Genomic DNA, 12,981 nt, shown 5'->3' with positions numbered 1-12,981 from the left:
GCCCCTCGTGCGAAATTTTCGTGGTCTGGCTTTGCCCAGCCCATGAGGTCAAAATATTCAGGTCAAAATAGCCTAGCGCGGCCAGCCGAAGGCTAGCCGCCAAGACTCCAAGCTACCCCAGTCCATGGGCGGTAGGCTTTAGGCTCAAAAGGAGTAATCCTTTTGAGCGGGTAATAGAATAATGCCTTCCCCCGACATCGGGTCTAATGTCGCCCTGGCCGACGGTTCAAAGCGACCGTGAGCGCTCTCTCGGACAAGATCTTCTCAGGAAGGGGGGATCATGTGCACGCATGCTATTGCTGCATTGGTGACAGGCTTCGTTCTGGCGACCGCCGGGCTTTTTGCTGGGCCGGCTCACGCGCAACGCGATTCCGCCAGGCCCGCCGTTCAGGATCTAGCGTCAAAACCAATTGGAAAAATTGTTGTCGCCACAGGTTCGGTCACGCTTGAACGCGCGAGTGCGATGGTCGTTCAGGCCAGCACCTCAGGTCAAGCCGGTCAGGCGAAGGTCGGTGATCTCGTCTATCAGGGCGATGCAGTTGCAACCGGCGCCGACGGCCGGGTCGGTATCAACTTCACCGATGGCACTTCCTTCAATCTGTCGAACAACGCGCGCATGGTTTTGAACGAGTTCGTGTACGATCCAAATAGTACGTCCAACGCGTCCTTGTTCAATCTGACAAAGGGCACCTTCACCTTTGTCGCAGGCAAAGTCGCGAAGACCGGCGACATGAAGGTCGACACCCCGGTCGCGACCATGGGCGTTCGAGGCACCACGCCACGCGTCGAAATTTCGGATGACGGGACAGTCAGATTTTCTACTCTCATTGAAGAAGGCAAGAGCAGAGTCGCAAGAAAGCCGACGGCACCAGCGGCGCAGCAACCCGATCAAAAGCCTTTCCCGAAGTCAAATCTGAATATCTGTCGGGGGTGCTAAGCGCCGCTCCGGTGCAAGCCGCTTGCGGTGCGAGAAATTCATCAGTTAACCAGTCCGGGCGTGCCACCATCACGTCAATGGGGCCCATTCGCTAGTTCCAACATCGGAAGGCCTGATATGGAATTTAGTGCAAGCAAGCGCATCGTCCACGGCTTCGCGCCCGCTTTTGCCTTGCTGCTGCTCGGCTCACTCGCTGCGGCGCAGAGTCCCAAGAAGAGCGACTATCTCGAGAACATCGCGCTGTGCAACGGCCCGGGACACACTTCGCTTGCAGCCCGGATCGGTGGTTGCACGGCGTTCATCGATTCCGGGCAAGGTACAAAGACCGCACTTGCTACTGCCTATAACAACCGCGGCAATGCCCATACGATAAACGGAGAAGTCGACCGCGCCCTCCTGGATTTCGATAAATCGATCAAGCTCGATCCAACTTACGCCAAGGCATTCAATAACCGCGGCGGGGCTTACCTACGGAAGGGTGAATACGACCTCGCCCTCCAAGCTCTTGACGAGGCGATCAGGCTGAAGCCGAACTATGGCCGGGCTTTCGTCAACCGGGCCGGGGTCTTCCTGAAAAAGCATGAGTACGATCGCGCGGCACGGGATTACGACGAGGCAATTCGTCTTGAGCCCAATCTGGAAGCCGCGTGGAGCGGGCGCTGCTGGACCCGGGCCATCCTCGGCTCGTTGCAGGCGGCGCTTGAGGACTGCAACAAGGTGCTTCAGTCATGGCCGAACGACGCCGCCACATATGACTCGCGCGGACTGATTCACTTGAAGATAGGGGAAGCTGCCGCGGCAATAGACGATTTCAGTGCCGCACTGCGGGTAGATCCGAAGCTGGCGAGTGCATTCTATGGGCGCGGGCTTGCCAAGCTCAGGAGCGGCGACAAGGCTGGCGGCGACGCCGACATTTCCGCAGCAAAGGCAATCCAGTCCGGTGTCGACGACGACTTCGTGCGCTATGGGGTGAGCGCTGATAACTGATCAGCGCGCTCGGCGCGGCGAACTCGCCATGAAAGCGGGTGCCGCGCCTGCGCTACTAGGCTAATCCAGCTTCACGTTCGCCTCGGTCACGACCTTACGCCAGCGCTCGATTTCCGATGAAACCATTTTCGCGAACGCAGGACCCGTGACATCGGGGACGTCGGAGCCGTTGCGCTCCCAGGCTTCCTTGATGGCGGCGGTCTGCATGGCCTTCTGCACTTCCTTGGCCATCTGCTGGACGATTGCCGGCGGCGTGTTCTTTGGTGCGAACAGGCCATACCAGGTCGATACTTCATAACCGGGCAGGCCTGCTTCCGCGGCGGTCGGAAGATCGGGGAATGCAGCCACGCGTTTCGGCGCGGCGACCGCAAGCGCGCGCAACTGTCCGGCCCTGACGGGCCCGGCTGACGAGCCGAGCCCGTCAAACACGACCGGCACGTGGCCGGCGATGAGGTCCTGCATCGCGGGCCCGGCCCCGCGATAGGGGACGTGCTGGATGTTGGTCTTGGTCAGGATTTTGAACAACTCACCCGCTAGGTGATGCGTGGTGCCGGCTCCGGCAGAACCGTAGTTCAATTTGCCCGGATTGGCCTTGGCGTAGGTGATGAATTCAGCCAGCGTTTTGGCAGCGACCTTCTCGGGATTGACGACGACGACCTGGGGCGGCCGCGCGACCAGGGCAACTGCAACGAAGTCCTTCTCGAAATTGTAGTCGAGATTGGGATAGAGCGACGGTGCAATGGCGTGATGCGCTGCGCCCATGAAGAAGGTGTAGCCATCCGGCGCGGCCTTCGACGCCAGCGATGCGCCAACCGTGCCGCCCGCGCCGGCGCGGTTTTCAATCAGCACGCGTTTTCCCAACTGGCTGTCGAGCTGGGCTGCGAGCGGGCGGGCAAAGGCGTCGGTGCCGCCGCCGGCCGCGAACGGCACGATGAAGGTGATCGGCTTCTCCGGCCATGACTGGGCTTGGGCCTGACCGGCCACGGCGGATACCGCCGCCAGAACTGTAAACAGGGCGTACCGGACAACTCTTGACTTCACGGTATTCTCCTCCGGGTATTGCAAATTGGCGTCCGCCCTCGGCGGCGCGATTGTCTTTTACGTCCCTGATTCCGGCTTTATTCCGGAGACGGCCAGGGCAACGAGCCCGCACCGTATGCAAGATGCCAGGCGCGATCCATCAAAATGAGCGGCCGGCCGGGGGAAAATGGTCGTAGTCCCTGGGGCGTATGGTCGTTCCCGCGGGCGCCGGCACCGCTCGTTTCCCGTACGGCCGCGCCAAAGGGTACCAAAATGGCCCGGACTGCCGCTATCGCGCCAGATCTCGGACGCCAAGGCCGAGGTGAAGACGGCCGAAATCGCCCGCAATGCGCGGGGGTTTACGTTTCTGATTTCCTGCAGGGCCAAGGCGAAGGAGAAAGAGACGGCGAAGAATTAGAAACGACTGCGCCCCCACTTCCTTCAACGCCTACCGCGAACTGCGGCCGCAGTCTGGGCGTTCCAGGCGCTCCAGCTCACACTGGCGAGGCTTCGCTGGTCGGTCGCTAGCGGCCGCCGGGTCTGCCGCTCATAGGCGGCGATGATGTGCTGCGACTGCCGGATTTTCTGCTCGAGCTCGGCAATGGTCTTCTGGGTCTTGCCGGTCCTGCTCGACTGTGCGGACTCGCCCACCGTGAACCTGGCGGTCTCGATGCCCCTCAACGTCTCGCGAAGCTTCTTGAGCTGGGCGCGGTGCCACGCAATGGCGCTGTCACTATCTACCGGCATGCAAACCCTCCTGATTCGTGGCCGAATCTAGCACGCATGGGGCAAGTTGGGCCAAGGGGGCCCCCGGCGGGGCATCGGGCCCACCGATTTCGCATGGCGGGAGGCGGCCGCTTCCCGATTTCGACCCTTTTTTGCCATCGAAGCGACCGCGGGCGAGCCTTCTAACAACAAACTTGCGTGGCGATCTGTGGTCAGCGCGGTCCCTCTTATCGTCCAGGCGGCAGAATGCCGGCCCGGAGCAATGGAGCGTGCGATGAGCGAAGTTGAGTTCGATCGAATTGTCGATGCTGTGCGGAAGGAAATCGCGCTGGCGCCGGCGGCGAATTCGCTGACGGAGCTGCGGGCCTCCGAGGGAAGAGCGAAGACCATGGGCGACAAGCCAGCGTCCCGACGCCACGCTCCCTTCGTCCGGATTCGCCGCGTCGGCGAGGGGCGGAAGCGATACAGGTGACGCGTATAGGAGGCCACATGGAGCGATCGGTGTTCGAAGTCGTGAAGGCGCCGCTGGGCTGGTCGGTGTTTGCCGACAACGTCAAGATCGGCGGCGTCTACGATTCGCGGGGCGCCGCCCTCGAGGCCGCCGTGCTGGCCGCCTCCTATACCGTCAGCGACGGCGGTGGCGTTCAGATCAACGTGCCCGGCGCGGAGGAAGAAAAGCCGAGATGGGCGATCGCGTTTGATATCGCAGCCGCCATTCTGCCGACGCGGAGCGGGCGCGAGCGAAGCAGGGCACGGTAAAGCCGGCGCAGTCGCGAGCCATGTGTGGATCGACACCGGCCGCCGGCGGTCTTCCGCCGCTGGCCTTTTCATTTAACATCGTCGAACGGCGACACCGCGGGACGGCCAATGCGCGTCCGCTTGATGCGGCGCACTGCCATCGGCGCGCCGTCGGACTGATACTGCAGCTCGTATTTCTTGCCGTTCTTGTCGCTCGCGGTGCAGGAAATGCTGGAGACTTCGAGCGTCACGAAGTTTCCGACCTGCTTGCAGAGGCCGGCCGTCAATTCAACTGATGGTATCGGTAGCCCGTCGGCCTTCGGCCTGTCCTTGGATTTCAGCAGCATCCGGTCAATCGGCAATTCGTACAGGTTGGCCTCCGGCCTTCGCCCGTTGTCACCGGAGAACGTGATGGTGTGACTGCCGTCGCTGGGATCGTCGAGAGCCACGGTAAAATTGGCGCGGCCTTCCTCGGTCTGGAAGAACGCCACGGCCCGGCAGGCAAAGTCCCGTCCGGCAACCTTCAGCGTGCTGCACTTGCCGGACATCAGTGCGAAGATGATGGTATCGGGCTCGTCCGAGGCGAGCGCCGGCGTTGTCGTGAGAAGGATGGCAAGGGCGAAAGCCCGACGGCCAGGGCGCGTGGTCATGTTCGGTTGATACGACATCGAGCGCCGTGTTGGCCAGACCGGCGGAGTCCGGACATCGGAAGAGGATAGCGCCGGTTTGGTGATACCTCAGGCCATCAGAAGTCGAGCGGCGCGTTGTCGACTACCTCCTTCATGACGAAGAAGGTCCGGGTCTGGCGAACGCCCGGCAGCGCGATCAATCGTTCGCCGTGGATGCGGTTGAAATCCTCCATGTCGCCGACGCGAATCTTGAGGAAATAGTCGAAATCGCCCGCCACCAGATGGCAATCGAGCACGAATTTGAGTTGCGCGATCGCCCGCTCGAAGGCGGCAAAGCTTTCCGGCGTCGAGCGGTCGAGCACGACACCGACCATGACGAGCGCACCCTTGCCGACCTTGCGCGGCGCCACCATCGCCCTGACCCCTGCTATGAATCCCTCGTCGAACAGGCGCTGGGTGCGGCGGTGACAGGTTGCGGCGCTGACACCGGCCGTTTCGGCCAGCTCGGCATTGGTCAGCCGGCCGCTATTTTGCAGCAATCGCAATATCTTAAGATCGATGCGGTCGAGCCTGCCTGACATGGAAGAATATTCCGCGCTTGCGCTGAGTGATGGCCGATAATGCATCGTAATCTCAAAATGATGCAATAATAACGCTAGCAGCGTATCGATTTTGAAAGCACCTGTCTGGTCCGTGGTGATAGAGGCATCCCCCGACATCAGACCATCAACGGGGATGACCATGTTGGAGAAATTCGAACGCTATCCGCTCACCTTCGGACCTACCCACGTCGAAAAGCTGGAGCGGCTGTCGCAGCATCTCGGCGGCCAGGTCGAGCTCTATGCCAAGCGCGAGGATTGCAATTCGGGGCTGGCCTTCGGCGGCAACAAGCTGCGCAAGCTCGAATACATCGTGCCCGACGCGATCGCCTCCAATGCTGATACGCTGGTCTCGATCGGCGGCGTGCAGTCCAACCACACCCGCATGGTTGCGGCGGTGGCGGCCAAGATCGGCATGAAGTGCCGCCTGGTGCAGGAAAGCTGGGTGCCGCATGAGGATGCGGTTTACGACCGGGTCGGCAACATCCTGCTCAGCCGCGTGATGGGCGCGGACGTGCGGCTGGTGGATGAAGGTTTCGACATCGGCATCCGCCAGAGCTGGGAAGAGGCGATCGCGGATGTGAAGGCCAAGGGCGGCAAGCCCTATGCGATTCCCGCCGGCGCCTCCGTGCACAAATATGGCGGGCTCGGCTATGTCGGTTTTGCGGAAGAAGTTCGCGCGCAGGAGAAAGAGCTGGGCTTTGCCTTCGATTACATCGTGGTCTGCACGGTCACCGGCTCGACCCATGCCGGCATGCTGGTGGGATTTGCCAAGGACGGCCGCGCGCGCAAGGTGATCGGCATCGACGCATCCTTCACCCCGGCCCAGACCAAGGCCCAGGTGCTCGACATCGCACGCAATACCGCAAGTCTCGTCGAACTGGGTAGGGAGCTCGTCGAGGACGACGTCGTCCTGATCGAGGACTACGCCTATCCGGCTTATGGCGTTCCGTCGGAAGAGACCAAGGAGGCCATCCGGCTCTGCGCGCGCCTCGAAGGCATGATCACTGATCCCGTCTACGAGGGAAAATCCATGCAGGGCATGATCGACCTCGTGAACAAGGGCTATTTCCCGAAGGGATCGAAGGTGCTCTACGCCCATCTTGGTGGCGCGCCCGCGATCAACGGATACGCTTACACCTTCCGCAACGGATGAGGTCGAGACTTACGCGTCGGCCGCCCGCACCACCGCCAGCAGTTCGTCGCCGTAATGTTCGAGCTTTTTGTCGCCGATGCCGGGAATATCGCGAAGCGCGTTCAGCGTCGCCGGCCGCGCGGCGGCGATGCCGTCGAGCGTGGAATCATGCAGCACGACATAGGCCGGCACACCTCGCTGGCGCGCGATCTCCGAGCGCCACGCGCGAAGCGCGGCCTGAAGAGGGGCGTCGGCGTGCCTCGCCTCGGCGCGTGGCGCGAGATCGCCACGCCTTGATTTGGCGCGGCTGGCGCGAATGCGCGTGCCCGGCGCCGCCTCGCGCAGCATGATTTCGGTCTCGCCCTTCAGGACGCCGCGCGCGCTCTCGGTCAGCTTCAGTGCGTTGAAGGCCTCGCTGTCGGCCCGCAGATGGCCCATGGCGACCAACTGGCGGATCACGGCACGCCATTGCTTCTCGTTGAGCTCACGGCCAATGCCGAACACGGACAGTTTGTCATGTCCGAATTGCGTGACGCGCTCGGTTAGCCGACCCACTAGCACGTCGATCAGATGCATGGCGCCAAAACGTTGCCCGGTGCGGTAGGCGCAGGACAACAGTTTTTGCGCGGCGACTTTGCCGTCGCGAAGCTGCGGCGGCAACAGGCAGTTGTCGCAATTGCCGCAATTGCTGCCGGTGACTTCCTCGCCGAAATAGCCGAGCAGGCGGCTGCGCCGGCAGCCCGCGGTTTCGGCCAGCGCAACCAGCGCGTCGAGCTTGCCGATCGAGACGCGCTTGAACGTATCGGAGCCGGTGGATTCGTCGATCATGCGGCGCTGCTGCACGATATCGGTCAGGCCATAGGCCATCCAGGCGCTGGACGGCTTGCCGTCGCGCCCGGCGCGGCCGGTTTCCTGATAGTAGGCCTCGATGCTTTTCGGCAGATCGAGATGGGCCACGAAACGCACGTCGGGCTTGTCGATCCCCATGCCGAACGCGATGGTGGCGACGATCACGACGCCATCCTCGTTGATGAAACGATCCTGGTTGCGGGCACGAACGCTGGCGTCGAGACCGGCGTGATAGGGCAGGGCCGGAATTCCGGCCTTGCTCAGCGCATCGGCGGTATCCTCGACCTTGGCACGCGACAGGCAGTACACGATGCCGGCGTCACCCGCGTGCCGCTCGCTGATGAAGGCTTTGAGTTGGGCCGGGGCGTTCTGCTTCTCGACGATCTCGTAGCGAATATTCGGGCGATCGAAACTCGAGATGAAGTTTGGCGCGCCTGATAGCCCCAGCCGGGTCACGATCTCCTTGCGCGTCATCTCGTCGGCGGTTGCCGTCAGAGCAATGCGCGGAACGTCGGGAAAGCGCTCGGCGATCGCGGACAGGCCGATATATTCGGGACGGAAGTCGTGTCCCCATTGCGACACGCAATGCGCCTCGTCGATCGCAAATAGCGCGATATTGGCCTGGCCGAGCAGGGAAAGGCAGCGCGGCGTCAAGAGCCGTTCCGGCGCGACATAGAGCAGGTCGAGGTCGCCGGCCAGTAGCCGCCGCTCGACCTCCGACGCCTCGTCGAATGACAGCGTCGAGTTCAGCACGGCCGCGTTGACGCCGGCCTCCAGAAGTCCCGCGACCTGGTCGCGCATCAGCGCGATCAGCGGCGACACCACGATGCCGCAGCCCTCGCGCAGCAGCGACGGCAACTGATAGCACAGCGACTTGCCGCCGCCGGTCGGCATCAGCACCAGGCAATTGCCGCCCTCGGTCACGTGCCGGATGATTTCTTCCTGCGCGCCGCGGAAGGCGGGCAGGCCGAACACGGAATTCAGGACGGACAGCGCGTCGGGCGCATTGCCGGATTCAGAGCGCCGGGCTGCAGGGGCAGGCATGAGAGTGAGGTCGTCCGGTTGAAGGCGTGTGGCGCCAGCCTTTGGGGCAGGCACCGCGGAATTGAGGGATCAATAGGCCAAAAACATCGTGGCAAGTCTATGCCTGATTTTGATGTTCCCGCGGCGTTTCGGCAATCGCAGTAAGGGGTCAACTGCCGGTGATCAGCGCGTCCGGGGGCGAACGACGCAGCGAGATTTGTGTTAGAAGGCAACCCAAGCAACAAAAACCCGAGGCGAGAGCATGCGGGCATCGACGCGGATCATCGCGGGCATCGTTGCCGCCGTGCTGATTGCTGCCGCGGTCGCAGCCTTTGCCATTGCGTGGCGCCCGGCAATCGCGGCAATCGATCCTCCCGACCCGCAATCCTTCGATGCCGCCCTCGTCAAGCGAGGCCGCGACCTGGCGGCGATCGGCAATTGCAGCGATTGCCATACGCCGCGTGGCGCTAAGAGCTTTGCCGGCGGTCTGCCGGTGCCGACCCCGTTCGGCACGATCTTTTCCACCAACATCACGCCGGATCCGGAGACGGGAATCGGCCGATGGTCGGAAGCGGCCTTCCGCCGCGCGATGCGGTCGGGCGTCAACCGTGAAGGCCAGCACCTTTATCCGACATTCCCATACGACCACTTCACCAACGTCAGCGATGAGGACGACCGGGCGCTCTATGCCTTCTTGATGACGCGGCAGCCGGTTCGCGCAGCGCCACGCGAAAACCAGCTCTCTTTCCCGTTCAACCAGCGGCTCGCCATCGCGGGATGGAAGTTGCTTTTCCTTCGCCACGACACCTATCGGCCTGATCCCAGGCAGAGCGCCGAGTGGAACCGCGGAGCCTATCTGGTCGAAGGGCTCGCCCATTGCGGGGCCTGCCATACGCCGCGAAATGCGCTGGGCGCGGAGCGCGTCAGCGCACGGTTTGCCGGCGGCGATGTCGACGATTGGCACGCCTATGCGATCAACGACCAGTCCCGCTCACCCATGCCCTGGACCGCCGATGCATTGTTCAGCTATTTGCGCGAAGGCTGGCATCCTGATCACGGCACCGCGCGCGGGCCGATGGCGAAGGTGGTCAGCAACCTGTCCTCGGTGCCGGCAAGCGACGTCCGCGCCATCGCGGTCTATATGGCCGGCGTTTCCGGTACACCGACGCCTGGCCGCGCGGGACCAGGCGAGGATGCCTTGGCGCGCGCCAAGGCGGCTTCGCAGACAAACCCGGTCGGCGCGTCGATCTACACTGCCGCCTGCGCGTCGTGCCACGAGGGTGGCAGGCCGCTTCCTTATGGCGGGGTCGATCTCGGCCTCAGCACCGCGATCTCAAGCCCCGACCCGCGTAATCTCGCCAACATCGTGCTGTCAGGCATTGACGCGGTGGAAGGCGAGCGCAGCCCGATCATGCCGGGCTTTGCCGCCAGCATGAATGATGATCAAGCTTCGGCCTTGCTCAACTATTTGCGGGCGCGGTTCAGCGACCAGCCGGCATGGGCCGACCTCAAGAAAACCATCGCGGAAGCGCGACGCACGCAGACCGTATTTCTCCAGACCTCGCCCGCGCCGCGCAATGCGCCTGCCGACCCTCAGCAGCGAGAAAAGCCATGATGACATTGAAGGTCAACGGCCGTGAGCATCAGGTCGACGCGGAGGCGGATACGCCGCTGCTGTACGTGCTGCGTGACGACCTCAAGCTCAACGCCGCCAAGTACGGTTGCGGACTGGGACAATGCGGCTCGTGCACGGTAATCGTGGACGGCAAGGCGGTGCTGTCCTGCGTCGTGCCGATGGTGCTGCTCGAAGGCAAGCAAGTAACGACGCTGGAGGGGCTCGGCACGATCGCCGAGCCCGCGCCGATCCAGCGGGCGTTCATGGAAGAGCAGGCGGCGCAATGCGGCTATTGCATTCCGGGAATGATGATGCGGGCGCAGGCCTTGCTGCAAAAGAATTCGAAACCGACCGACGAGCAAATTCGCGCTGAGCTCGAACCGCATCTGTGCCGCTGTGGCACCCATATGCGGATTCTGCGTGCGGTGCATAGGGCGGCGCGGCTGATGGACACGGCAGATGCGTCACCGGCAGCCAACAGGAGCGCCCGATGAACGCCCCCCTCATTATCGATCGCCGTCGCGTGCTGGCAGGCGGCGGCGCGCTGATCGTCAGCTTCTCGCTCGGCAGTGCTTCGGCCCAGCAACAAGATGCGCCCGCGGCTGCCGCACCGAGCCCGCCCGGCAGCTTGAAAACATCGCCCTATCTCGACGCGTGGATCCGCATCGATGCCAATGGCGTCGAGGTGTTTACCGGAAAGGCCGAACTCGGCCAGGGCTTCAAGACGGCGTTTCAGCAGATCGCGGCCGAGGAGCTCGATATTGCCTTTGAATCGCTCAAGGTGACGACGGCTGACACGCGCCTGACCGCGAACGAAGGCTATACCGCCGGCAGCAATTCGATGAAGGACAGCGGCACCGCGATCCAGAACGCGGCGGCGCAGGTCCGCGCGCTGCTGATCGCGGAAGCGGCGCGGCGACTTGGTCTGTCGGCCGAGAGCCTGCGCACGGCAGACGGCGCGGTGATCGCGCCGGATGGCAAGCGCCTGTCGTATGGTGAGCTCGTCGCAGGCGAGATGTTACATGTTCAGGCGCAGCCAACATCCAAACTGAAGGACCCCGCGACATTCAAGGTGATCGGCCGGCCGGTACCACGCGTCGACATCCCCGCAAAAGTGACCGGCGGAGAGGCCTATGTTCAGGACATGCGGCTGCCCGGGATGCTGCATGCCCGCGTCGTGCGGCCGCCGAGCTACGGCGCGGAACTGACCGAATGCGATACCGCTGCCGTCGAGAAGCTGCCCGGCGTCGTCAAGGTCGTGCGTGATGGCAATTTCCTGGCCGTGGTCGCGGAAAAGGAATTCCAGTCGATCAAGGCGATGAACGCGCTTGCCGCTGCCGCCAAATGGAAAGAAACCGCACGCCTGCCGAAACAGGATGATCTGCTCAACGTGTTGACCAGCCTGCCCGCGCAGGACACGACGATCTTCGAGCGCAGCAATGCCGCCGTCGCGGCCCACAAGACTATCGAGGCGACTTACACGCGGCCATATCAAGCGCATGGATCGATCGGTCCGTCCTGCGCGGTCGCACAATTCGTCGACGGTGCGATGACGGTATGGACGCATACGCAAGGCGTCTATCCCGATCGCCAGGGCATCGCCGACATGCTGCGCATGCCGCCGGCCAGCGTTCGCCTGATCCATGTCGAAGGCTCGGGCTGTTATGGTCATAACGGCGCCGACGATGCCGCGGCCGACGCCGCGCTGATCGCCCGCGCATTACCCGGCCGACCCGTTCGCGTGCACTGGACGCGCGAACAGGAGCATGCCTGGGAGCCGTTCGGCCCGGCGATGGTGACGAAACTCAAGGCCTCGCTCGACGGCAATGGCAGGATTACCGACTGGAATTTCGATGTCTGGAGCAATACGCATTCGATGCGGCCGGGCGGCGCCGGATCGATGCTGGCGGCGCAGCATATGGCGCAACCCTTTGCCGTGCCGGCTCCGAGGCCGTTGCCGCTGCCGGAAGGCGGCGGCGACCGCAACGCAATCCCGTTCTACAATTTTCCCAATGCGCGTGTGGTGCATCACTTCATTTCCGAGATGCCATTGCGGATTTCGGCGATGCGGGCGCTCGGCGCCTACCACAATGTGTTCTCGATCGAGAGCTTTATCGATGAGCTCGCCATTCTCGCCGGCGCCGATCCGGTCGAGTTCAGATTGAAACATCTCAACGATCAGCGCGGCCGCGACGTGATCGAAAAGGCCGCGCAAGCCTTCGGATGGAAACCTGATCAGAAGCCGCCGCCGGATCGCGGTTACGGCTTTGCCTTTGCGCGATACAAGAATCTGGCCGCCTATTGCGCCGTCGCTTCCGAAGTGGAGGTGAACCGCGAAACCGGTCGCCCGCGCCTGGTCCGCGCGGCGGCGGCGGTCGATAGCGGCCAGGTGGTCAATCCGGACGGATTGACCAACCAGATCGAAGGCGCAATCGTGCAGTCCATGAGTTGGACGCTGTATGAAAGCGTAACCTTTGACGAGACCAGGATCACCAGCATCGACTGGCAGACCTATCCGATCCTGCGTTTCAATTCAGTGCCCGAACGCATCGAGGTTCACATCATCGACCGGCCGGGGCAGCCGTTCCTCGGCAGCGGCGAAACCGGGCAGGGCCCGGCGGCGGCCTCGATTGCCAACGCCATCGCCAACGCCACGGGAAAGCGACTGCGGCACTTGCCGCTGACGCGCAAGCGCATCAAGGAAGCGATCGATGCGTGAAGGC

General features: G+C 63.0%; 13 protein-coding genes. 8 read left to right on the top strand and 5 right to left on the bottom strand.

Going from position 1 to position 12,981, the window contains the following annotated elements; genetic code table 11:
- The first annotated feature begins 280 nt into the window (after positions 1-280).
- Both V1273_RS32860 and V1273_RS32855 read left to right on the top strand, forming a co-directional pair.
- Entirely contained in the window at positions 281-937 is a 657-nt protein-coding gene (locus tag V1273_RS32860) for a FecR family protein (RefSeq protein ID WP_334365486.1), read from the top strand.
- Between the two features lie 117 nt (positions 938-1,054).
- Positions 1,055-1,924 carry a tetratricopeptide repeat protein gene (locus tag V1273_RS32855; RefSeq protein WP_334412007.1) on the top strand — a complete coding sequence of 290 codons (870 nt, stop codon included), beginning with the start codon at positions 1,055-1,057 and terminating at the stop codon, positions 1,922-1,924.
- A gap of 60 nt (positions 1,925-1,984) precedes the next feature.
- Here V1273_RS32855 and V1273_RS32850 read toward each other — a convergent pair whose 3' ends face one another.
- Together V1273_RS32850 and V1273_RS32845 are read right to left on the bottom strand one after the other, a co-directional pair.
- Positions 1,985-2,965, bottom strand: a complete 981-nt coding sequence (locus tag V1273_RS32850) for a Bug family tripartite tricarboxylate transporter substrate binding protein (RefSeq protein WP_334412006.1) — start codon at positions 2,963-2,965, stop codon at positions 1,985-1,987.
- Between the two features lie 420 nt (positions 2,966-3,385).
- Entirely contained in the window at positions 3,386-3,691 is a 306-nt protein-coding gene (locus tag V1273_RS32845; RefSeq protein ID WP_334412005.1) for a hypothetical protein, read from the bottom strand.
- Positions 3,692-3,944: 253 nt separating this feature from the next.
- Here V1273_RS32845 and V1273_RS32840 point away from each other — a divergent pair, with 253 nt between their 5' ends.
- Positions 3,945-4,142 carry a hypothetical protein gene (locus tag V1273_RS32840; RefSeq protein ID WP_334365483.1) on the top strand — a complete coding sequence of 66 codons (198 nt, stop codon included), beginning with the start codon at positions 3,945-3,947 and terminating at the stop codon, positions 4,140-4,142.
- Positions 4,139-4,429, top strand: coding sequence for a hypothetical protein (locus tag V1273_RS32835; protein WP_334412004.1), 291 nt, complete (start codon positions 4,139-4,141; stop codon positions 4,427-4,429). The genes V1273_RS32840 and V1273_RS32835 overlap by 4 nt, the downstream gene beginning before the upstream one ends.
- 68 nt (positions 4,430-4,497) lie before the next feature.
- Here the strand turns inward: V1273_RS32835 and V1273_RS32830 are convergent, their stop codons facing one another.
- The gene (locus V1273_RS32830; RefSeq protein WP_334365481.1) at positions 4,498-5,058 is read right to left on the bottom strand and encodes a hypothetical protein; all 561 of its coding nucleotides are present in this window, start codon (positions 5,056-5,058) and stop codon (positions 4,498-4,500) included.
- Between the two features lie 95 nt (positions 5,059-5,153).
- Positions 5,154-5,618: an Lrp/AsnC family transcriptional regulator gene (locus V1273_RS32825; protein WP_334365480.1), complete on the bottom strand. Its 465-nt coding sequence runs from the start codon at positions 5,616-5,618 to the stop codon at positions 5,154-5,156.
- Between the two features lie 160 nt (positions 5,619-5,778).
- Here V1273_RS32825 and V1273_RS32820 point away from each other — a divergent pair, with 160 nt between their 5' ends.
- Positions 5,779-6,792, top strand: coding sequence for a 1-aminocyclopropane-1-carboxylate deaminase (locus tag V1273_RS32820; protein ID WP_334412003.1), 1,014 nt, complete (start codon positions 5,779-5,781; stop codon positions 6,790-6,792).
- A gap of 9 nt (positions 6,793-6,801) precedes the next feature.
- On the opposite strand, the gene recQ is transcribed toward V1273_RS32820, so the two are convergent.
- Positions 6,802-8,664: a DNA helicase RecQ gene (gene recQ / locus V1273_RS32815; RefSeq protein WP_334412002.1), complete on the bottom strand. Its 1,863-nt coding sequence runs from the start codon at positions 8,662-8,664 to the stop codon at positions 6,802-6,804.
- 241 nt (positions 8,665-8,905) lie between these two features.
- Between recQ and V1273_RS32810 the strand changes: the two genes are divergently transcribed.
- The 3 genes from V1273_RS32810 to V1273_RS32800 are packed head-to-tail and all read left to right on the top strand — an operon-like array spanning position 8,906 to position 12,977.
- Complete coding sequence (locus V1273_RS32810; protein ID WP_334379885.1) at positions 8,906-10,258, top strand: cytochrome c; 1,353 nt, start codon at positions 8,906-8,908, stop codon at positions 10,256-10,258.
- Positions 10,255-10,752: a (2Fe-2S)-binding protein gene (locus tag V1273_RS32805; RefSeq protein WP_334379886.1), complete on the top strand. Its 498-nt coding sequence runs from the start codon at positions 10,255-10,257 to the stop codon at positions 10,750-10,752. Before V1273_RS32810 ends, V1273_RS32805 begins: the two co-directional genes overlap by 4 nt.
- Entirely contained in the window at positions 10,749-12,977 is a 2,229-nt protein-coding gene (locus tag V1273_RS32800) for a xanthine dehydrogenase family protein molybdopterin-binding subunit (RefSeq protein WP_334412001.1), read from the top strand. Before V1273_RS32805 ends, V1273_RS32800 begins: the two co-directional genes overlap by 4 nt.
- The last annotated feature ends 4 nt before the right edge of the window (positions 12,978-12,981 follow it).

The organism is Bradyrhizobium sp. AZCC 1721 (assembly GCF_036924715.1).
Lineage (GTDB): Bacteria > Pseudomonadota > Alphaproteobacteria > Rhizobiales > Xanthobacteraceae > Bradyrhizobium.
This window is presented reverse-complemented; position numbering and strand designations above follow the sequence as displayed.